Source organism: Tichowtungia aerotolerans (assembly GCF_009905215.1).
GTDB classification, from domain to species: domain Bacteria; phylum Verrucomicrobiota; class Kiritimatiellia; order Kiritimatiellales; family Tichowtungiaceae; genus Tichowtungia; species Tichowtungia aerotolerans.
The window spans coordinates 971,450-992,858 of sequence record NZ_CP047593.1 but is presented as its reverse complement, the minus strand read 5'-3'; the positions used below and the strand labels follow the sequence as shown (position 1 = coordinate 992,858).

Sequence of the window (21,409 nt, the reverse complement as noted above, 5' to 3'; positions counted from 1 at the left end):
CATGAAATGCGGGTCGAAATGGTTTTTTGCGGCCGGTCTGACGTTGTTAAGCCGGGCGTTTGCAGAACAGGTGCCGACGGTTCGCAATATTGTTTTTATTCTGGCCGATGACTTGGGAATTAAAGATCTCGGTTGTTACGGCAGCGAGTATTATGAAACGCCGAATCTCGACCGGTTTGCGACGGAAGGGGTTCGGTTTGAAAATGCCTATTCAGCGCATCCGGTCTGTTCGCCGACGCGGGCGAGTATCCTCACTGGGCGTTATCCGGCCCGCCTTCATTTGACAGCCTACATTCCGGGCCAGGAGTGCCCAAAGGCAAAACTGAGCCATCCGCAGGACTGGATCAAGTACATGCGTGACAATGAGGTTACTTACGCCGAGGCATTTCGTGCGGCAGGATTTGCAACCTGTCATATCGGCAAATGGCATGTCGGAAGTCGCGAGCCTTCCGAACATGGTTTTGAAACGGTGACAGTCGCGCGTGATGCATGGTCCAATCCGGATCTGGAGGACCCGTGGTTTGTCCGATATTACACGGACGCCGCCGAACGGTTTATGGAAGAGCGCCGGAACGAACCGTTTCTGTTGACCCTTTCGCACGGAACGGTTCATGTGCCGCTGCATGAAAAAGAAGATCTGATTGCGAAGTATCGGAAAAAGACTCCGGGCTCTAACGGCCAGAACAATCCGGTTTATGCCGCGATGGTGGAGCGAATGGACTGGAGCGTCGGGCGCGTTCTCTTAAAGCTCAAAGAGCTTGGATTGGAACAGAACACGGCGGTAGTTTTTTTCTCGGATAACGGCGGGTTGAGTCAGGTGTACGACAAGGAGCTTAAAAAAAGCATTACCGCCACGAGCAACCGGCCCTATCGCGGCGGGAAATCCATTTTATATGAAGGCGGAATCCGGGTGCCGCTGCTGATCCGCTGGCCGGGCGTGACGCTGGCCGGGACAGTGTGTAGGACCCCGGTGATCAGCAATGACCTTTATCCAACCTTTTTACAAATGGCCGGGCTGTCATTGAAGCCGGAACAGCATTTGGATGGGCAGGGACTGCTGCCTTTGCTGCAAGGCGATACATTAGATCGCAATTGTCTTTACTGGCATTATCCTCATTATCAGTCGATGCCGCCGCATGGTGCTGTGCGTTGCGGAGACTGGAAACTGATTGAGCATTACGAAGACGGAAAGCTGGAACTGTTTAATTTGGCGGGGGACATCAGCGAAAGTCGCAACCTGATATCAACGCATCCGGAAGTGGCTGCGCGGATGAAGAAAATGCTGCATAACCATTTGCTCAGCATTGGCGCACAGATGCCGACAGAAAATCCCGGTTATGATGCGTCGGTTCACTGGCGCACGGACAGTCATAACGGAGAGTATGACTCTTTGGAATTCAGGCAGGCAGAAGATATGCGTCGGATTGTCACGGATCCGAACCGTGATTCTGGCGCATCCTGGAAATTGCCGAATGTCCTGCTGATCGGCGATTCCATTTCGATTCAGTATACGTCTGATGTTCGGAAACAACTCCGGGGAATTGCCAATGTTGTCCGTCCGTTTGACCCAAAACGGAAGAAACCGGTCAATTGCGGGTCGACCGAGGTCGGGTTGAAAGGCCTTGATCAATGGCTGGGAACGAACCGCTGGGACATCATTCATTTCAACTGGGGACTGCATGATCTCTGTTATCGAAATCCGAAGGCGACTCATCTGTACGGGAACCGTGACAAGGTAAACGGTGCCCAGTCGGTGCCGCTGGTTCACTATATAGCCAATCTTGAAAAACTGGTCGTTCGACTGAAACAGACCGGAGCAAAACTGATCTGGGCGCCGATCACGGTAGTGCCGGAAAACGAACCCGGACGATTTGTTGGAGATGAGCAGAAGTACAACCGGGCTGCTGCAGAAATTATGAGAAAACATGGCGTGGAAACAGATGACCTGTATTCGTTGAGCGCGTCATTCCCCGCTGATTATTTTATGGCTCCCGGCGACGTGCATTATGCGGATGCCGGAATCCGAAAGCTTGCTTCTCAGGTGGCAGGTTCTATTCAAAGAAGCGTGGAGAAAGTGCAGTGAATCATTATCTGAAAATTGCCGGTTCAATGGCCTTGCTGGCGACGGGAGCCTCTCGGGCAGAAACTGCGTCCAAACCGAATGTGGTTTTGATTATTGCCGATGATCATCGTGCGGACTGGATGGGGCACAAAGGAAATCCATTTATGGAAACCCCGAATCTCGACCGGATGGCGCGGGAAGGGATTTCATTTGAGAACGCATTTGCCTGTTCCGGCGTCTGTTCGCCGTCGCGTGCGTCGATTCTGACCGGCCGCTATGCGCACCGCGCATCGGCACCGGAAATTATCTGGAAGAACAATTCCTTTTTGCGGACACAGCACACATTTGCCGAGCAGTTGAAAGCGGTCGGTTATCGCACGGCCTACATCGGCAAGCTGCATCTGGGGGACGATGAAAAACCGAAGCCGGGTTTTGATGAGTGGATCGGATTTCCATTCGTTGGAAAGTTCCATGATCAGCCGTTGTGGGTGAACGGAAAGGAAAGCGCCGGTTCCGGCTTTACGGACGACCGGCTGGCGGAGCTGGCGGCTCAGCGCATTCGCGACTGGAGCGGCGGCGGGCAGCCGTTCTGTTTAGTGGTCGGGCTGAAGTCTCCGCATATTCCATTTGAATATCCGCAGCGGATGAAAGGCCGGTTGGGGGATACCGTGTTTGAAAAGCCGGAGACCTGGGATTTGCAAAAGCCGGGACTGGCTGGAAACTGCCTGCCTGCGATGCAGTTCCAGCCTGCGATCCCAAGCTATGGAACTTTTGAGGAGTGGGTGCGCAGCTACAGTCGGCTGGCGCTGACGATTGACGAATCGGTCGGCACAATTTTCCAAACCTTGGAAACGTCCGGCGAGTTGGATAACACGCTGTTGATCTACACCAGCGACCAGGGATATTCGCTTGGTGAATTTGGGCTTTCTGAAAAGCATTATGCCTATGAGCAGGTGATGCGGGTCCCGATGATTGTTCGCTACCCGAAAATGGTGCCACCGGGATCGCAGCGCGAACAGATGGTGCTCAACCTTGATATCACGCCGACCATTCTGGATTTGTGCGGGGCGAAGCCGCTGTCCGGAATGGACGGCAGAAGCTGGGCGGCGCTGTTTACCGAAAACGATCTGGAGTGGCGCGACAGTTTCTTTTTCGATTTTTACAATGAATGGGGCGGGGCGCTGCCTCCGATGCAGGCGGTTCGGACGGACCGATACAAGCTGATTGACTATCAGGAAAAGCCGGTGAAGGAGCTTTACGATCTTGCCGCAGATCCGCATGAGAAACGAAACCTGTACAACCATCCGGAATTTTCAAACGTGCGGCGGGAAATGGAGATCCGGCTTGAGGAATCCAAGAAAGAAACCGGGTATACTCCGCGTGAATCCAGCCTGCTGGAATCCTGTTATGTAATTCCTGCAGCCGGTGGTGGTGAGGAGTCCCTTCGACAGCAATTGGCTTCCGGCGATTTCCCTTCCAATACGAAACGGCTTGTGCAGCCTTTTGATTTGTCCGGGATGCCCCTATCTCCGGGCGATGCGTATTATCTGGTTGTTCCCGTGGCGCGGCGGACAGAGTACGATCCTTATGTGACGTTCGAATTCTTCGAGTCGGGCGGGTTTCGTCAGTGGGGACGAACGCATATTCCGATGGCAGCGTTTTGCGGCGGCGAAAGAATCTGGATGAACAAGCCGTATGCGCAGGCCGAAACGCTTGCGTATGAGCCGATCGGTAAATTTAACGACAAATGCAATTTTCCGTTAATGGAGAAAAAGTCGTTTGCGGTTTTTCGGGGCATTGTCCCGCAGCAGAAGTCTGATTTTCAGGTGGAAGTGCAAGCGCCGCGAAATGCGGTTGATTGGTCCAGTGGTGCTAAGACAAAGGAGAGTGATATGAAGAAAACAATTTCAGGTCTCGCCGCGCTGGCGGTCAGCTCCGCGGTGAATGCGGCGGTACTGTTTGAAGATTCGTTTGATGCCCGGATTACCCCGGGAGAGACGGTTGGGCTGAACCAAAAACTGGATCTACGGCAATCGGGTACGCTGGTGAAGCAGTACGGGACCGTTCCCTATCTGCAAGGGGAGGCTTATACAGATTCGTGGTATACGTCTGTGCCGACCCGTCATGGTTCGAGTTATCTGCAGCTGGCCCGTCACGCCGGCCGGACGGGGTCTGTGAAGGTGGGGCTGAACCATAATTTTATCGAAGCAGGTCATTTGAAGCTGAGCGTTTCGGTCCGTCCGCAGAACTCAGATTTTGCCTTTGTTGCCCTGGGTGGACATGAGCCCTGTGACGTGAAGAATCCGGCTGGGTTCTGGGTGGGGTGTTATTCGGACGGAACGGTTCGGGTGATGCAGGGAGAAACTCAGTTGGTTCGTCTTCCGGTGGTCATGAATCAGTGGAAGCAGTATCTGATCGAGGCCGAAATAGAAACTGACGGATCTTTCAACACGCAGGGTGAGTCCAAAATTACGGTCCGGGCCAACGGAGAAAATGTTCTTTCGGATCATGTAATTTACGGGATGAACAGCAACTATATTTCGCTGGGAATGTACAGTGAGCCGAGGCCCGGCCCCGAACCGGTAAACAGTCAGTTTCGAAAGCTTAAAGTGGAGTCGGTGGAATGATGAAAAAACATTTTTTGTTAGTATTGCTTTCTGTTGTTACCGGTGTGGCTGCCGTGGCAAAGTCTCCTGTGGATGGAGCAAATGTTGCCAGTCCGGCTCGGACCTCCCCAAACATTATTCTGATTCTGTCCGATGACCATGGGTACGGCGATCTCGGCTGTTACGGAGCAACGGATCTGAGCACCCCGGTGCTCGATCGGTTGGCGGCGGAAGGGGTCCGGTTCACCGATGCGCATGTAACGGCACCGCAGTGCACGCCTTCGCGCTGCGGGCTGATTACCGGAGTGCACCAGCAGCGGCTGGGTCTCGAAGCAAACCCGGATGATCATTATCTGCACCTGTTCGGTTTCCAGGACGGAAAAACAAGCACGATGGCCGATCTGCTGAAGGATGCCGGCTATCGCACGGGAATGATCGGCAAGTGGCACATCGGCGAAACGCTCGATTCCCAGCCGTTCCGCAACGGGTTTGAATGGTGCCGCTATATGCGCGGCGGCATGGGCTATTTCTGGCCGGCGAACCGTGGATGCCAGAAAGACTGGAATCAGGAAAATCCGCCCAGCGGTTGGTGGGGGGATCGGTTCCGTGATGAAAACGATATCGTCCTTCCGTGGGAAGAGGGATACGTTACGGATGTCTTTACAGATTATGCGATTGATTTCGTCTCGGCGGCTCAAAAGGATGGCCGTCCGTTCTTTCTCTATCTGGCGTACAACGCGCCGCACTGGCCGATGGAAGCTCCGCCGGAACTGATTGATCAGTTCAAGCATATAGAAGATCCGGTCCGCCGGATTTATGCAGCCATGCTGAAAAGCATGGATTCAAATATTGGTCGTCTGGTCGAAACGCTGAACGATCTGAAGCTTCGAAAAAATACGCTGGTTGTTTTTCTGAGCGACAACGGCGCTCCCGGCAGCTGGTCGCACGGCTACAACGCCGGATCGAACGGGCCGCTGAACGGATTCAAAGGAAGCCTTCAGGAAGGCGGCGTGCGGGTTCCGATGATCTTCAACTGGCCCGGACATCTGGCCGGTGGCCAGACGGCGGACTGGCCGGTGATCAGCCTGGATCTGCTGCCGACATTTCTCGCGCTGGCCGGCGCGGAGACTCCGGCAGAAAAAGACGGCGTTAATCTGCTGCCGACGCTGTTGCCGACGGTTACGGACGCCGGTCCGAAGCATATCCTGCGCTGGCGCTATCTGACGCAGTGGGCAACGCAGACTGCTATTCGCGACGGGGAGTGGAAGTATTACACGCACAAAGGCGACGCCCAGCTGTATCGCCTCTCGGACGATCTGGGAGAGCGGAACAACCTGATCAAAGACTATCCGGAAGTCGCCGACCGTCTCCAAAAGGATCTGTTTTCATGGATGCAGACCTTGCCGCCGCGCCCCAAGTGGATCGATAAACTCTACGGCGAATAACACGATTGTATAGCGGCGCGCAGTTATTGCTGTTTTGAGCGTTTCTTCTGTGAACCAAAGATTTTTTGAGCAGAACAGACTGTCCGCGTCCACAGAACGCGGCGTCAACGTAATTGATTGCGTCGCGGGTGGAACCATTCAACGCAAAGGCGCAAAGAAGCAGTGGATCGCAGATCCTTTGCGAATCTCAATGGACTCAGCGGCTTTGCGTTAAAATCGGTACGCTTAATCTAAGGTCTTGTTTCGGGCGGAATTTTTCTTGTTTTCCATAAAAGCCCCTTCAATATGCGCATATATGGAAAAAATCTTTAAAGCAAGTCATATGTGGAAAACAAAGGGGCCGATTTCCCACTTTTACCTGTTTAATATCATAATAGATGGAGAATGCGTCCATCCCATAAGGGTCATATATGGAAACCTTTCCATCTAACCAACTGTTGAACTAAGCCGCTTTTTTAGGAGGAGATAAGTTGTATCTTACAGTTGTAATCGCAATAACTATTGTCACTGCAACAGTTGCAATTCTTGGTCATATAAATAAGTTGCTTCAAAAAAACAGCAAAAGGCCAACTAAAACTGGGTGGCTAATCATAATCGGCCATATCTCCCTATGCCTTTTGGGAATTGGGGCGATTCTAATAAATTCACGTGAAGAACTTCGGTCAAATAATATAAATGATTGGAAGCAACTACCGATCACGGATTTAACCATTGGAGTTCTTCTTGATCGAGAAACGATTGAAAGAGGCGGACTTGAGGATTCGAACCACCGGTTAAGTTAGTTTTGGCGCATAGCTCCCGAACATGAAAGGATAGGAGCTATGAAGAAACAAAGAAGGAAACACACGGCGGAGTTCAAGGCCCGTGTCGCACTCGAGGCGGTCAAAGGGCTGGAGACGATTAACGAGATCGCGGCGAAATACGAATTGCACCCGGTACAGGTCGGTAACTGGAAGAAGGAACTTTTAGAACGGGTTCCTGAAGTCTTTGAGCGGAAGAACGCCGCGCCCGACAAAGAGGTCGAGCAAGAGAAAGCCCGATTGGAGCGCAAAGTGGGCCAGTTGTCCATGGAGGTGGATTGGCTCGAAAAAAAGTGCGTACAGCTGGGGATTCCCGGCAGAGGGCGCAGCTCGTGAGTAAGGAATCAAAAATCAGTATTCGCCGGCAATGTAAGCTGCTGGGGATCCCCCGTTCATTAATCTACTACCTGCCGATGGGCGAATCGGAAGAAAACTTGCGCATCATGAAAGAGATCGACGAGCTGCATATGGAAGATGCCTCCGCCGGTGCGCGGAGAATACGGGACTACCTTCGTCGGCGAGGTTGGCCGAAAATCAGCCGTGGCCGCGTAAAACGCCTGATGATGTTGATGGGCATTGAGGCGGTGTATCCGCGCAAGCGCACCACCATCCCCGGCGGGCCGACGGGCATTTATCCGTATCGGCTTCAGGGGCTGAAAATCGACCGGCCGAACCAGGTCTGGAGCGCAGACATCACCTATATACCGATGGCCCGGGGCTTCATGTATCTGTTTGCGATTATCGACTGGCACTCCCGAAAGGTTCTTGCCTGGGAGCTGTCGAACACATTGGATACGGCCTTTTGCGTGCGGACATTGAATCGGGCCGTTGAACGTACGGGGACTCCGCCGGAGATCTTCAATACCGATCAGGGCTGCCAGTTCACATCCGATGAATGGATCAGGCGGCTTAAAGAGTTGGACGTAATCATCAGCATGGATGGCAAAGGCCGCTGGCTCGACAACGTAGTGATCGAGCGGTTCTGGCGCAGTCTGAAATATGAAGATATCTATCTCAGATCGTATGAAAACGGATGGGTGCTTGAACGAGGCATTGAAGCGTATATCATGCGTTACAACCTTCAGCGGCCTCACCAGTCACTTGAAGGCGCAACACCGGAAGAAGTTTATGAAGGAGTCGTCAAACTGGCGGCGTGATTTTTTCCTCCCTCCTCCGGAGGAGGGAGGAAACAAAACAAACCCGGAGCTATGCGGCATAACTAAAACAAAGCATTGAGTGGTTTAAGACCCGAGTCCACTTCTGAATGGCAAATGGAATGTGGTGCAAATAGTGGACGCCTTAATCTCGAGATGAGTTTAGACAGGGGACCTATGCAGTCAATCCCTGAACCTACTATTAATTATGCACTGATAAAGGGGAACAATTGGAGCGAAAGATGCATGGAAGCTCGCGTTCGGATTGGCAATATCTTCCCTCAATTCCCCAAAACAGTGGGAGACCTGTTTGGTCATGAGCTCAAAGTTCGAGAGAACAACATTACCCCTTACAGCATTGTAAAAAAAATAAATCTGTACAATCGGCATGGTGCAGATATTCCATTCTTAATACTTGATGTTACTTCTAGTGAAAGGTGCGGCATGTATTCTAAACCTATTTGGTATCCCAAGTTTCGGTTAGAGTCCAGTGATGAGCACGCAAATGATGTTAGGGCTTTTGTTGTTACGCCAGAATTATATCTGGATAGAGTTTATAGAGATAATCTTGTTGAGATGAAATATGGCAAATGACAACTAGCCATTAAAATATGCCTACGGGTTGCCCATTTTGCCACCGCACAGACCTTTGAGTTTTCCGGCGGATGCCACGGAGCCCTTCACCAGACGACAGTAGCTGGCGAAGTTTTTTACGGACGGGAACCGTTCGATGGTATCAATTTCAAAAAGGATGCTCAGGGCCAGAATCCGTCCGACGCCCGGAAACCCGTACGGAGAACCCGCTTGGCAGCGGGCGCCGGCTGTCCGTCTTAAAGACGAATTCCAGTTGGTGTTGGGCCTGCAGCAGGAGCGGCTTCTTATTCAAATCAGGTTCTAAAAACCGGAGACGGCGGAACCAATCAAGAGCATAGAGATCGGGCCATAAAGGCGGGACTACGAGTTGTAGCTGTTCGGTTGAATGGGCATGTAGTCCTGCCATCAGGCGGTTTGCATTTGAAGCGTTCCTGTGGTTGGAACTCTATTTGATCCGGCTGTATTTTTTCTGAAAGTCGCTGGGGGTGTGGCCCATGATTTTTTTGAACTGGCGGGAAAAATAGTTGCTGTCCTGGAAGCCGCAGTCGAAGGCGGTTTCGGTGATGTTTTTGTCGGTCATTTCGAGCATTTCGACGGCTTTCATGATGCGCAGGCGCATCAGGTAGGCCAGCGGGGTTTGTCCGGTGACTTCTGAGAACGCCCTGAAGAAGGAGCGGCGCGACATGCCGGAAATTTTTGCCAGGTTTTCAATCTGGACTTCTTCCATGAAGTGCTTTTCCAGATAGCTGAGAGCTTTGCCGAGCTGAAGGGCTTTGCGGGTGTCGGGAGCTTCGCTTTCGGAGTAGTAGCGGGAGAGCAGGGTGACGAGGATCATGAAGTGGCCGACGGCCATGAGCTGGCAGCCCGGCTGCCGGGCGTGGAGTTCCTTTTCCATCAGGTCGGTCAGGGCTTTGACTTTGATGAGCTGATCCAGAGAGAGTGTAAGGTGCCGGTTGTAGGGGCTGCGGCTGCGCAGTGCGGGTTCGACCACGAAGAGGGCCTGATAGCCCGGCAGGAGGCCGGAGTCGAACTGGTCGAGCCCGATGATTTGGGGATTGTAGGTGATGTTGATGATTCCCAGGTGGTCGGTATCCAGGTAGGCATGTGGACGGTTCCCGTGCAGGACAAAGACATCGCCGGTATGGCAGTGAAAGAGCTGTCCGTCGACTTCCGTTGTTCCGCTGCCTTCCATGATGATGGCGATTTCTGAAAAGTCGTGGATGTGGCGGGGGTAGTCGCCGTGATCGATCCATGATGAGACATCCAGCGGGAATCCGGTGTCTCCGAAGACGTGTTTGCAATCCACTGTAACCAGTTCACTCATCAGGACAGAAAGTGCCGGATTCGGGCGGACCGGGCAAGGTTTGATGTTTGGCATTATTGTGCGGGTTTTTGGCGCGGCGGTTAAGTTTGCTTTTGACGGTTTTGCTATCATGAATCCAATCTGAGTGAAATAACGGATCAATAAACGAAAGGAAGACGATGAAAAGATTGTTGAGTGCAGTAATTTTTCTGGCCGGCTTTGTTCAGGCTGAGCTGCTTTTGTTCAACGATACGTTTAATACGTCCAATGGTCAGGATATTAATGCCGATTTGGAACTGCGGCAGTCCGGGACACAGGCGCCGGCAGAATGGAACGACAATGTCGGTAACAACTGGCAGTCGCAGATTGAAGGCGGCACGATGCGGCTCTACAAAGCCGGAACGGCCGGGTCGGTCTTTGCGTCACTCGATGCAGATTTTGCTCCAATTGCTGATGATATTGAGATTTCAGTCGATATGCAGTTTCCCAACGGCGAGGCCGGTTTTGCGATGGTCAATTTCGGGCTGGCGGATACGGACGGGTTCAGTGCGAATGCCGGCTACAGTTTTAGGGTGGATAACCGAACCGGGGATTACCTGCTCGGTTTTTATGATAACGGTGCATTCCGCGGGCAGTCCAATGTAACGGCGTATGTTACCAACATCAATACGCTGGTGGTTCATTATCAAGGCGGGAACGCTGTTTCTGCCACATTCAATGGCTGGCAATATGTATTTTCTTCCGGAAACACCAATTATGCCGGAACCGTGGAGGCGGAAAACCGTATCATGCTTGGATGGTACAGTGATGGCGATCCGTCAACCTCCTCCGTCAAGTTTGATAATGTGTCCGTAACGGCAGAGAGTATTCCCGCGTTTCCCGCTTTTGCGGATATCACCGGTCCAAACCTGATTCCTAACGGCGACTTCAGTGCACTGGCCAATAAGGTTCCTTCAGACGCCTCGCAATGGAATATGACCGGGACGTTTGGCGATTTTTCCGCGACAGCCAATGCCACTGCAGACCTTGAGAGCTGGTCGCATTATTATGAGGATCCCAACCGTTTGATTCCGGCGGTCGGTACCCCGCATGTCAATGATGGGGACGGGGAACTCGACGGGACATTCTATCTGGATACCCATTTAAACGGCGATACGGTTGTGCTGAACTCATCCATGGATTATCGCAACGGATTGAAACAGGAAGATATTCTGAACGGGGTTGCCATTGATTCCGATGCGACGTATCAGTTTGTGACAGACTTGCTGGATCCATCCTGGAACAGTTCTGAGTCGGCGTTTACGGTTGCGTTAACGACCGGGTCCGGATCGGATGTAACCAACACCGCCAATGCCGTTGCCGGAACTCTTCAGCAGCTTGTCTCAACGGCTCTGCCGTCTTCGTTTGGCTCTCCTGCAGCAGTGTCAATCAGTGGTGCGGATCTGCTGGCCGTTCAGGGAAGCGGCCCGGTGAATGTAATCTTTAACCATGTGTGTGATGCCGAGATTCCCGGGTTTCCGGGCGGTGTCGCTTCGAATGACGTGAAGAACATTGCGCTGGTTTCACAGGTGCAGCTCGATTCGGTTTCTCTTCATGCTGTGATTGAAGCGCAGGAGGGAGACCTGAATAAAGACGGGGTTGTGGATCAGGATGATGCGGATCTGGCTCAGAATTATCTGGATGGCAACGGCGGCCTGAGTGCGGCCGACCGTCAGGCGGCTCTGATTGGTGACGGCATGACGGCGGCCGAGGCACTGGCGGCCCTGAATCTGTCCGATTTTGATATCGATGGCGATGGTTCGTTTACTGCGGGTGATGTGACCGCTGTCCGGGCTTTGACTCCCTGGAAGCTCAAAATGGCCTTGAACGGCGCCATGATCGGTTTTGAATGGGAGAGTACGGAGTTGAAGCAGTACGATGTCGAAACCTGTACGTCCCTCGAAAACCCGGTCTGGACAAAATACAATGATGGAGTTGCGACGTATGAAAATATTCTGGCGTCCGGCACCGGTACGAACACGCTCAGCGCCGTTTTGCCGGATGATTCCATGCGGTTTTTCCGTGTCGTTGAAGAGGCGGGCCCGACGTCGTTCATCAGTGTCGAATCCGGCAGTTTCGAAGATCCTCCGGGAGCGTCGGGATCATGGAGCGTTGTTCATCCTGTTTGGAATCCGACCGGCAGCAGCCTTTACCAGCTGAATATGGGAACAACTCACTTTACAACGTCGCCGGATGGCAGCTGGATGGCTCTGATGAATAATATCGGGACGATCAGCCAGGATCTGGCCACAACTGTGAATGCAGGGGATACGCTTACGGTGACATTCTCCGGTGGAAATGCAAAAAGCGAGTCAAGTACGACCGGCGGCGGGGTTTTTAATGCGGTCTTCAGAGTTGGAACAACCCCGTACACGATGGCGGTCGATACGACGGGTCTCGATCCGGATACATGGCAGACCTATACCAATACGGTGACAGTTTCCAATTCCGGCAGTCTGAGTGTCGAGTTTACCACTGTGAGCGGGAAGCCGTGGCTGGACAACATCGGCGCAGTCACGCGTACGGAGCCGCGATAATTTATAAAGAAGGGTGAGAAGCCCCGGGGAAACCGGGGCTTCCTGAGTGGCACAAACGTCGTGTCGTATAAACAATGCAGGAATTAGAAGGAGATTTATGAAACCTGCCGAGATCGCTGTCTATTATTTTCCGAACTATCATCGGGATGTAAGAAATGAAACTGTACACGGGCCGGACTGGACCGAGTGGGAGCTGGTTCGAAGAGCGGAGCCGCGCTTCCCCGGGCACCGGCAGCCGAACCTCCCGGCGTGGGGGGAAACCGATGAAGCGGATCCGCGTGTGATGGCGCAGAAGATTGATGCCGCCGCCGATCATGGAATCGATACCTTTATTTTTGATTGGTACTGGTACAACGACGGACCTTTCCTCCAGCGCGGACTTGACGAAGGATTCCTGAGTGCTCCCAACAACGACCGCTTAAAATTCGCCCTGATGTGGGCCAATCACGACTGGCTTGATATTCATCCTCTCAAGCGTTCTGAGCGACCGTTTGAGGACGCGAAGGTTCTTTATCCCGGCGCGGTGACTCCGGAAACCTTTGAAAATGTGATCGATCACTGCATTAAAAACTATTTTCGCCATCCGTCCTACTGGCGGCTCGATGGGTGTCCTTATTTTTCATTTTATGAGCTGACCAAGCTGATGGAAGGCTTCGGCAGCCTGGAGGAAACCCGGCAGCTGCTCGATCTCTTCCGCGCAAAGGTTCAGGCCGCCGGGTTCAACGGACTGCATCTCAATGCCGTTGTGTGGGATAATCCGATTCTTCCCGGGGAAACCGCTCCGGCGGACGCAAAAGCCGTTGTGGATGCACTCGGATTCGACAGTGTTACGTCTTATGTGTGGATACATCATTATCCCTCCAAAAAGTTTCCCCAGGTGGAATATAATACAATACGTGATGCCTATTTCAGGTATTGGGATAAAGCGGACTGCGAATTTGATCAGCCCTATTATCCCAATATAACCATGGGTTGGGATTCTTCGCCGCGTACGGTACAGTCCGATGTCTTTGATGAGCGGGGCTATCCGTTTATGTATACGATTGCGAATAACACGCCGGTGAATTTCCAGCATGCGCTGCAGATGGCAAAGGAGCGAGTGGAAAACAGCGGCGTGCCGCATCCGTTTATAACCGTCAATGCGTGGAACGAATGGACGGAAGGCAGCTATCTGGAGCCGGATCTGGAAAATGGAATGGGATATCTGGAGGCCATTCGAAATGTTATGCGATCTGTGGTCGCCGGGGATTGTTAATATGACGCGTTTGTTTTATTGGGTTCTAGGGCTTTTATGCTGCTGCGGATGTTTTGCGGAACGCCCGCTGGTTGGTGCGATCCGATGGGATGCGTGGTATGGGAATGGCAGTGATGTGAACGGTGCCGTGGAGGCAACGCTTTCCCCGCAGCGCTGGCAGTGGCGCGCACCTTTCTTTGCGGAAGTGATTTCTACGAACCAGATTCGCATTCGCGGCGGCGCGGATGAAATCCGCAAAGAAATTGATTTTGCTGCGGATGCCGGTCTGGACTACTGGGCATTTTGCATTTATGAAAAAAACGATAATCTAAGCCGAGCCCTGCAGTTGTATCTGGATGCTCCGAACCGCAGCCGAATCAATTTCTGCATGAACCTGCAGGGCGGCCATTTCGGCAGCGGCGGGCTGGAAAAGGCAATGGCGCGGGTTCCGCTTTATGTTGACTATATGCAGCGCCCGGAATACCAGACTGTTCTCGGTGGCCGTCCGCTGGTTTATCTGCTCTTTCCCGCAAATTTAACCCAGCCGTTTGCTCTGCAAAGCGAGTCAAAGGCAGCGCAGCTGATTCGGGCTCTTCGCGATCAGGCGCAGGCCGCCGGGTTGAAGAATCCTTATATTGTGTTTCAGGATTTTAATGCCAGAGATGTTGAGCAATATCGTAAAAAATACGGGGCGGACGCCATTGGTGCCTATGCGGCCAATACCGGATGGCACGATTGCACATACGCGAAATACAGGAACTATGTGGAGCATACCTTTTGGCCTTCATATCAGGAGGCCGGGCCGGAGTTTGTTCCGCTGGCGGCCAATGGGTTTGATATGCGTCCGCGTATTCAGACCGGCGTGCCGTGGGATCCATCGGCCCAAACGTATGACATGCGAATGTATCATGATCAGCCGACGCCGGAGGAATTTGCGGTCCATCTGAAATCTTCTTTGGAATATGTAAAGCGCCACCCAAAGCAGGTTCCGGCCAATACCGTTTTGCTCTATGCCTGGAATGAATTTGATGAAGGCGGCTGGCTGTGTCCCACATTGGAAAAAGGAACTGCCCGGCTGGACGCAATCAGGAAGGTTTTGAAGCCATGAAGAGCAAGCTGCTGCTGTTTCTTTTTTCCAGTGCTGTCGCACTGGGTGCAACCAAGCCGAACATTGTTTTTGTGCTGGCCGACGATGTGTCGGCGAAGGATTTACGCTGTTACAACGAGCATGGGATTAAACTGCCGACCATCGAGAAAATGGCGGAAGAGGGCGTGATGTTTCAAACGGCCTGGGCGGCGCCGGTCTGCGGGCCGTCGCGGGCGATTCTGCAGACCGGGAAATATCCGTTTAAGCAGGGTTACTTTGAAAACCATGTGGAGCCGAATATCCGGCTGTGGCGTAATCCCCGTCATCAGCTGGTTGGGCAGGTGTTGAAAAAGGCCGGTTACGTAAACGCATGGTACGGAAAGATTCATTTCGGCGGAACGCCGGTCAATTACGGGTTTGATGAATACTGCACGACGCAGTGGTGGGACGGCTACGACGGGCCGTTTCAGAGTCCGAAAAAGACAACCGCCGGAATGTATTCTGTTTCCTGGTACTGGCATCCGGGGCTGCTCGAGAACGGCAAAGGACTGCAAACCGGTTCGGAGGATTTCGGCCCGCAGATCGAAAGCGAGCGAATTCTCGATTTCATCACCCGCCATAAAGACAGGCCGTTTTTTGTGTACTGGCCGTCCAATCTGCCGCATATGGCGCATCAGGGTGGAACGCCGATGAACGGTAATTGGTTTTATCCTGACGTGCCGGTCTGCGATGCTTCCGGAAAACCGACCGGGAAGAAAGAGAAGGGAACCCTTGCTTCCAACATGCAGTTCCTCGATCGCAAGTTGGAGCTGATTGTCGGTCGGCTTGATGACCTCGGCATTCTGGACAATACCATCATTTTTCTGGCGGGCGACAATGGAACGCCGGGTTACGGGAAAGGGAAGTTCGAGTCCGAGGTGGCTCCGCACGTCCCGTTTGTTGTCTGGGGGCCGGGGAACGTCAAGTCCCGGGGCGCCAGTCCGGTGATGGTCGATTTTTCGGATATTATGCCGACCCTCGCGGAGCTGTGCGGAGCAGAGATCCCAGACGATATCAACGGAAAAAGTTTCGCGCCGTATCTTTTGGGGAAACCTTTTGAGCCGCGCGAGTGGGTGTTTATGCAGTTTAACAATGCGCGCTGGCTGAGAAATGATCGCTGGCTGCTGGACGGTTATGGCCGGTTCTATGACTGTGGTGACGAGCGGGATGAATCGACCGGGTACGGTGCGCTGTCCCAGTGCGAACCGCTCGGCGCCAATGGTCCCAAGGACCCGGATATCGGCTATCAGGATGTAACGGAATCGTATGATCCCGAAGTAGTCGCTGCCCGCAAAAGATTTGAAGCGATTCTGAAGGATCTTCCGGGGCCGGACTATAACGATCCTGAAACCAAAGCCGCCTGGCAGAAGTTTCGTTCGTGGAACAAGCCGGTTCAACTATATCAGCCTGATTATCTTTAGAAGGCAGATGCGGAAACCGGCGGGGTGTGCTTGTTGCCACCCGCCTGTTTTTTGTTGTTGAGTGGCACGGATGTGCGGTGAATTGGCCTGTGAGTGCGAGAAGCACTTCTTCTCTGGAGATAGAATGAGGTCTATTCCAAAGGAGGTGTTCTATGCTGTTTCAGCTTTTTGCCGCATCAAGTCTTGCGGTTGCTTCGGTCGCTGCCGGTTCTCAGGTTCAGTTCACGGACAGCTTTATGGTGACAGCCGACACGTGGGATCTCAATCTTCAGCTGGATGCCCGGCAGAGCGGTACGCTTGCCACGCAGACCTATGCGAAAGCCGGTTGCGATGACTGGCAGATTCAGATGAATGATGAAGTTGCCGCTGTGCGCATTTACCCGACGGCGGGCAACACGGCGCCGCGTGTTTCGCTCAATCATGATTTTTCAGAAACCGGCGAGTTCCATCTGCACATGACGGTTGAGCCGTATACATCATCGTACTGCTTTGTCAATCTGGGAGGCATTCAGGGCGTTCATCTTCCCTCTGCCGGAATTTCGCTTCGTTTCTATTCCAACGGGGACCTGAAGCTTTTTTCAGGAGGAAGCGAGGTGACTGCGGCTGCCGCTTCCCTTTCCGGAACATCTGTTTTTGCCGTGGATGTCTACATCAGTACGCCGCCGGGGTTTGACGGCGGGGGCACCGCCCGGGTCCATGCGCGCGTTAACGGCGAGATCTGGGATATGAACGGAACCGCTGCCGGGTATGCCCATGAAACCGATGGATTTGCCGACAACTTTATCACATTCGGCGCATATGCTTCTTCTTACCAGCAGGCGTGGATTCGGGAGCTGTCCCTTTATGACCGGACTCCGCTGCATGGTGTCGGATGGTGGCATGGATACACAGGAACAAACGATGCCGTCGGCCTGCAGGGAATCGAGGAGCTGAGTCCGGCTTATTTCCAGGAACGGATTCCCTACTACGGGGAGATTACCGGTAAAGACAGCAGCGTGTTCGGGTCGGATACGCAGGCTGAAATGGACCAGCAGCTGGATTATGCGATTGCTGCGGGAATCGACTATATCGTTTGGGATACCTATCCGCCGAGGTATGTCGGAGAAAACAACCTGAATGATTATGGGCTGCAGATGTATCTTGCAAGCAGTCGCCGGTCGCAGGTTTCATTCTGCGTAGACATGATGGGCTCCGGGTTTTCTTATTGGGAATACGGAATGAAAGACTGGTTCCTGAACCTGATGACGAATTCCGCTTACTTCAAGGTGCTGGACGGTCGGCCGCTGATTTATGTTTTCAACCTGCCGTCCTACATCAGTGCCGGATCCTACAGCAACGTGGCCTACATGCTGGAAGATCTGAGCGCCGCATCCATCGCTCAGGGGACCGGAGATCCTTACATTGTGGGAACCTGCTGGACCTATAATGAAATCACTAATGCCGTGGCGCATTTCGGGGAAACGATAGATTCCTATTCCCGCTATGCCGGCGGAGTCACCGGATATTCTTCATGGAACGCATACCGCGACGAAGCTTCCCACCGATACCTGCCGCAGGCTTCGACCGGCTGGGATCCGTTCCCCCGGCAGGAAAACTGCGCGGCGTGGAATGACGGTTATCCCAGGGGGCCGTGGAAAACAGAAGCTGCGCCGGACCGGATTGTCGAAATGCTTCAGGATGCCCGTAACTGGGTGAATGACTTCCCGCTGTCCGCGGAAGTTCCGCTGGTTCATTCATTTGGATGGAATGACTGTTCGGAAGGCGCCCGGATTGTTCCGTCATTGTTTAAAGGGGTTGACCGGATTAATGCCTTTGCGACGGCAACCGGGGCGGACGGTGTGAATGCGGCCTTTGAGCTTGGAGCCGCAACGCTGAATGACAGCTGGACGACAATCAGCTTCACGAATGTTTATGATTACCCGCCCGTCGTGATCCTGGGTCCGCCTTCTTACAGTGGAACCTCTCCGGTATCGACAAGGATTCGCAATGTAACCCGCACCAATTTCCAGGCGAAGGTGCAGGAGTGGGAGTGCGACGACGGATCGCATATGAACGAAACGGTCCACTGGCTGGCCATCCCGCCGGGAACCTACACGATTGACGGACAAAAGGTGGTTGCAGCCAAAGCCTGGGTCACGGACGACCTGCGCCTCTTTGAAGACGAATTCTATGCAACGGACAACCCGAATACGCAGGACGTAAACTATAACATCGATGTGGATTCGGATAAGTTGCGACAGAAAGGTTTTTCGGCGTATGAGCAGGTGATCGACTATGTCTGCGGACCGAACGGAAGTGACTGGCAGCAGCAGATGCCGAACGGAAGTTCATATTTTCGCCTGTACGCAAACAATAATCTCGCCAGTGTTTCGCCGGATGTCAGTTTCTCGGACACCGGGCGCTTCCGGATCGAAACCGAAACCAAAGTCGGGTCGGCCGAATACAATGTCATTTCTTTCGGAGCTCAGAATTCAAATGACGCGAACCCGTCCGGCGGTTTTGCCCTGCGCATTTACAGCAACGGCGATATCCGGTGCTGGGCCGAGGGGCAGGAACTGACCGCCGCTGCCACCAACCTGACCGCTGCCCAATATCAGGTTGCACTGCAGGTCGATACACCGTCTGCGTTTGACGGCAGCGGAACGGCAACGATCCGGCTGACGGTTAACGGCATGCCGATTGATTTGAACGGGACTGCTGCCGGGTTGGTTCATACACAGGACGGGCTGAGCAGCAATTACATTACATTGGGAACATACAGCTCCGGCAGCGTGAAAGACGGTTGTTTTTACAGCCTCAAGCTGTATGATGAAAATCAGTTTACATTTGTGCCGACGGAGGCATTTTCTTCCTCTCCGGTTGTTTTGGCGCAGGTGGAGACCGATTACAACACCAATGCAGTTGCTCCCCGGGTGTGCAGTGTCTCCACTAACGGCTTCCTCGTTCATCTGCAGTCGCAGGAAACAAATACTCTGTTCGCATCCGATGCCTATCAGGTTCACTCGGGCGAGATCACCGGCTTTGTACTCATGGAGCCGGGGCAGTCGGACAGTTCAGCGTTTGAGGTCGGAACTGCAACCGGAATCTACAGTGGAGACAAATGGATCAGTTACAGCGCCGCTCCGCTCACCAATCCACGCATTTTCGCTTCGCTGAATACCTTCAACAACGAGGATCCGACAGTTCTGCGGCACGAAAACCTTGGATCCTACGGTGTTCATCTGCGCGGACAGGAAGAGACCTCGTATGATGCAGAGCAAACCATTTTGCCAACAGAAACCGCCGGTTGGGTTGTTTTTCAGGATTAACTTTGCGGCTTGAAAAAACGGGTGATCAGGCCGGGCGGGAAGCCGTAGGTTTTTTTAAACACCTTGGAAAAATGATAGGCATCGCAGAAGCCGGTTCGTTCGGCCGCTTCCTTGACGCTGAGGCGGTCGTTCCGGATCAGCAGGAAGGCGCGCTTGCAGTGTTCGAGATGCAGCAGGGCGGTTGGGCTGATGCCGAGTTCCTGTTTGAAGAGATAATTGATGTGCTGCGGCAGTCCCGAAAGACGGACACATGACTGCGATTACGACTTTATTGAGCGGTGGCCGATGAGCAGGCGGTGTGAGAGCACGGCGAGGCTGGAGGCGAGATCTTCGCGTTGCAGGGTGACATGGTCCGGGACGCTGAGCTTGGTGGGCGTGAAATTCCAGATTCCACGGATTCCGCCTTCGATCATCGAGTCGGCAATTCCCTGAGCGACGGATGCGGTTGCGGTGATAATGCCGATCTGCACGTGCATCCGCTTGGCGAGGGTCGGCAGCTTTTTAATATCGAGTATGGTCTTGCCGTGTATGGTCTGGCCAATCAGGTCTGGGTTGGCATCAAACACGGCCACAATGCGCATGCCGTGCTGTTCAAACCCTTGGTACCCGAGCAGAGCGGTTCCAAGGTTTCCGATCCCGGCCAGAAAAGCATCGGTGGTGTTGGACCATCCGAGAAAATCTTCAATCGCCGTGATAATTTCGTCCATCTGAAAACCCAGGCGCGGCCGTCCGACTGCGCCGGTAATCGCCAGATCTTTTCGAACGACAATCGGGTCGAGTCCGAGTTCCTTGGCGACCACTGCGCCGGAGGCATATTCATCGCCCGCGGCCTGCATCTGTCGCAGCAGACGCAGATACAGTGGTAAGCGCTTCAGGGTTGGCACTCCGGCAGTTTTTCGTTCGATTTGACTCATAGGCTCCAATCTAGCAGGTGCGGCTTTCCGGTGTCAATTGCGTCAGGCGACCATCCGATGCGGTTCGAGGGCCTCCTGAATGGCTTCTTTTACTTCTCCAGCAGTAGCCCGGGCGATCAGTCGGTTGTTGACCTGAACGCAGGGAGGAGCCAGACGGCCGTTGTGCGGATGGGGAATCCCGGTCAGAACAATTTGCTCTTTCAGTGCCGCTCCGAGCACAGCGTTCAGCTCTTTAAACAGCAAAACGGCTTCCCGATAGCAGGTGGGGTCGCTGCAGATATCAACATGTATCTTTTTCATCTTCCGTCCTCCCGTGGTTGAAGTTGAGGATAGGATATTCACATATCGATAAAAGTCAATCGATAAAAAACAATCAATTTGGTTTGGTGCGCACAGTTCCGGAGGCTGGATTTGAAAAAGTGTCCGCTTGCTCCAGCCGAACCGCCTCTCTATAGTGCGGGGTTTTAATGCAGGTTATTGGTTATCTGGAATCGGACATGCAGTGATTCTGCAGTGCTGTGAACAGCTAACGCCGTCGGAGTGGCGGTTGGGGGAAATCATGTCAGACGCAAATCATATGGATGTTTCGTACGTCGCCAATCTCGCGCGGATTGAGCTGACCGACGAGGAGGCAGTGCTCTTTCAGGGGCAGCTTGATCAGGTGCTTGAATACGTTGAGCAGCTCAACGAGCTGGACGTATCGGACGTGCAGCCGACCGCGCACGCCGTGCCGCTGGTCAACGTCCTGCGTGCCGACGAACCGGGCGTCTCTCTCGATAACGATACGGTTACGGCCAACGCTCCTGCCGCGCGCGACGGTCAGATCCTTGTCCCTAAAATCAACGAGCAGTTTTAAAATCAGTGGT

General features: G+C 53.3%; 15 protein-coding genes and 1 pseudogene. 11 read left to right on the top strand and 5 right to left on the bottom strand.

Going from position 1 to position 21,409, the window contains the following annotated elements; all coding sequences use genetic code 11:
- The first annotated feature begins 1 nt into the window (after position 1).
- The 5 genes from GT409_RS04285 to GT409_RS04265 all read left to right on the top strand — a co-directional run bounded on the left by GT409_RS04285 (position 2) and on the right by GT409_RS04265 (position 8,661).
- Positions 2-2,083, top strand: a complete 2,082-nt coding sequence (locus GT409_RS04285) for a sulfatase-like hydrolase/transferase (protein ID WP_160627269.1) — start codon at positions 2-4, stop codon at positions 2,081-2,083.
- A complete protein-coding gene (locus GT409_RS04280) occupies positions 2,080-4,689 on the top strand; it encodes a sulfatase-like hydrolase/transferase (RefSeq protein WP_160627267.1) in 2,610 nt (869 codons plus the stop codon). Before GT409_RS04285 ends, GT409_RS04280 begins: the two co-directional genes overlap by 4 nt.
- A complete protein-coding gene (locus GT409_RS04275) occupies positions 4,686-6,113 on the top strand; it encodes a sulfatase-like hydrolase/transferase (RefSeq protein WP_160627265.1) in 1,428 nt (475 codons plus the stop codon). Before GT409_RS04280 ends, GT409_RS04275 begins: the two co-directional genes overlap by 4 nt.
- 821 nt (positions 6,114-6,934) lie before the next feature.
- A protein-coding gene (locus GT409_RS04270) for an IS3 family transposase (RefSeq protein WP_160627263.1) occupies positions 6,935-8,070 on the top strand; the annotation gives its coding sequence in 2 pieces (ribosomal slippage) (positions 6,935-7,199 and positions 7,199-8,070; 1,137 coding nt in all).
- Between the two features lie 243 nt (positions 8,071-8,313).
- A complete protein-coding gene (locus GT409_RS04265) occupies positions 8,314-8,661 on the top strand; it encodes a hypothetical protein (RefSeq protein ID WP_160627261.1) in 348 nt (115 codons plus the stop codon).
- Between the two features lie 27 nt (positions 8,662-8,688).
- On the opposite strand, the pseudogene GT409_RS16120 reads toward GT409_RS04265, so the two are convergent.
- Together GT409_RS16120 and GT409_RS04255 are read right to left on the bottom strand one after the other, a co-directional pair.
- Positions 8,689-8,850, bottom strand: a pseudogene (locus tag GT409_RS16120) (transposase); the annotation flags it as partial.
- A gap of 256 nt (positions 8,851-9,106) precedes the next feature.
- The gene (locus tag GT409_RS04255) at positions 9,107-9,985 is read right to left on the bottom strand and encodes a helix-turn-helix domain-containing protein (protein ID WP_160627259.1); all 879 of its coding nucleotides are present in this window, start codon (positions 9,983-9,985) and stop codon (positions 9,107-9,109) included.
- A gap of 158 nt (positions 9,986-10,143) precedes the next feature.
- Here GT409_RS04255 and GT409_RS04250 point away from each other — a divergent pair, with 158 nt between their 5' ends.
- From GT409_RS04250 to GT409_RS04230, 5 genes are all read left to right on the top strand, one after another.
- Complete coding sequence (locus GT409_RS04250) at positions 10,144-12,540, top strand: dockerin type I repeat-containing protein (protein ID WP_160627257.1); 2,397 nt, start codon at positions 10,144-10,146, stop codon at positions 12,538-12,540.
- A gap of 97 nt (positions 12,541-12,637) precedes the next feature.
- A complete protein-coding gene (locus GT409_RS04245) occupies positions 12,638-13,795 on the top strand; it encodes a glycosyltransferase WbsX family protein (protein WP_160627255.1) in 1,158 nt (385 codons plus the stop codon).
- A gap of 1 nt (position 13,796) precedes the next feature.
- Entirely contained in the window at positions 13,797-14,882 is a 1,086-nt protein-coding gene (locus tag GT409_RS04240; protein ID WP_160627253.1) for a glycoside hydrolase family 99-like domain-containing protein, read from the top strand.
- Positions 14,879-16,321: a sulfatase-like hydrolase/transferase gene (locus tag GT409_RS04235; RefSeq protein WP_160627251.1), complete on the top strand. Its 1,443-nt coding sequence runs from the start codon at positions 14,879-14,881 to the stop codon at positions 16,319-16,321. The genes GT409_RS04240 and GT409_RS04235 overlap by 4 nt, the downstream gene beginning before the upstream one ends.
- Positions 16,322-16,473: 152 nt before the next feature.
- On the top strand, positions 16,474-19,629 hold the full coding sequence (locus GT409_RS04230; RefSeq protein ID WP_160627249.1) for an H-type lectin domain-containing protein: 3,156 nt from the start codon (positions 16,474-16,476) through the stop codon (positions 19,627-19,629).
- Here GT409_RS04230 and GT409_RS16115 read toward each other — a convergent pair.
- The 3 genes from GT409_RS16115 to GT409_RS04215 form a co-directional block, all read right to left on the bottom strand.
- Positions 19,626-19,802: a helix-turn-helix domain-containing protein gene (locus GT409_RS16115; RefSeq protein WP_408647958.1), complete on the bottom strand. Its 177-nt coding sequence runs from the start codon at positions 19,800-19,802 to the stop codon at positions 19,626-19,628. The two genes, GT409_RS04230 and GT409_RS16115, sit on opposite strands and share 4 nt — an antisense overlap.
- An 87-nt stretch (positions 19,803-19,889) precedes the next feature.
- A complete protein-coding gene (locus GT409_RS04220) occupies positions 19,890-20,543 on the bottom strand; it encodes a redox-sensing transcriptional repressor Rex (protein WP_160627247.1) in 654 nt (217 codons plus the stop codon).
- A gap of 42 nt (positions 20,544-20,585) precedes the next feature.
- Positions 20,586-20,843 (bottom strand): hypothetical protein, encoded by a 258-nt coding sequence (locus tag GT409_RS04215; protein ID WP_160627245.1) that lies wholly within the window; start codon positions 20,841-20,843, stop codon positions 20,586-20,588.
- A 259-nt stretch (positions 20,844-21,102) separates the two neighbouring features.
- On the opposite strand from GT409_RS04215, the gene gatC reads away from it, so the two are divergent.
- The gene (gatC, locus tag GT409_RS04210) at positions 21,103-21,399 is read left to right on the top strand and encodes an Asp-tRNA(Asn)/Glu-tRNA(Gln) amidotransferase subunit GatC (protein WP_160627243.1); all 297 of its coding nucleotides are present in this window, start codon (positions 21,103-21,105) and stop codon (positions 21,397-21,399) included.
- The last annotated feature ends 10 nt before the right edge of the window (positions 21,400-21,409 follow it).

What these genes read in the sequence shown, in the direction of transcription:
- GT409_RS04250 (WP_160627257.1), top strand. Translation starts at nt 10,144, where the DNA reads ATGAAAAGATTGTTGAGTGCAGTAATTTTTCTGGCCGGCTTTGTTCAG.
- GT409_RS04215 (WP_160627245.1), bottom strand. Translation starts at nt 20,843, where the DNA reads ATGAAAAAGATACATGTTGATATCTGCAGCGACCCCACCTGCTATCGG.
- gatC (WP_160627243.1), top strand. Translation starts at nt 21,103, where the DNA reads ATGTCAGACGCAAATCATATGGATGTTTCGTACGTCGCCAATCTCGCG.
- GT409_RS04265 (WP_160627261.1), top strand. Translation starts at nt 8,314, where the DNA reads ATGGAAGCTCGCGTTCGGATTGGCAATATCTTCCCTCAATTCCCCAAA.
- GT409_RS04220 (WP_160627247.1), bottom strand. Translation starts at nt 20,543, where the DNA reads ATGAGTCAAATCGAACGAAAAACTGCCGGAGTGCCAACCCTGAAGCGC.
- GT409_RS04285 (WP_160627269.1), top strand. Translation starts at nt 2, where the DNA reads ATGAAATGCGGGTCGAAATGGTTTTTTGCGGCCGGTCTGACGTTGTTA.
- GT409_RS04245 (WP_160627255.1), top strand. Translation starts at nt 12,638, where the DNA reads ATGAAACCTGCCGAGATCGCTGTCTATTATTTTCCGAACTATCATCGG.
- GT409_RS04230 (WP_160627249.1), top strand. Translation starts at nt 16,474, where the DNA reads ATGCTGTTTCAGCTTTTTGCCGCATCAAGTCTTGCGGTTGCTTCGGTC.
- GT409_RS04255 (WP_160627259.1), bottom strand. Translation starts at nt 9,985, where the DNA reads ATGAGTGAACTGGTTACAGTGGATTGCAAACACGTCTTCGGAGACACC.
- GT409_RS04235 (WP_160627251.1), top strand. Translation starts at nt 14,879, where the DNA reads ATGAAGAGCAAGCTGCTGCTGTTTCTTTTTTCCAGTGCTGTCGCACTG.
- GT409_RS04240 (WP_160627253.1), top strand. Translation starts at nt 13,797, where the DNA reads ATGACGCGTTTGTTTTATTGGGTTCTAGGGCTTTTATGCTGCTGCGGA.
- GT409_RS04275 (WP_160627265.1), top strand. Translation starts at nt 4,686, where the DNA reads ATGATGAAAAAACATTTTTTGTTAGTATTGCTTTCTGTTGTTACCGGT.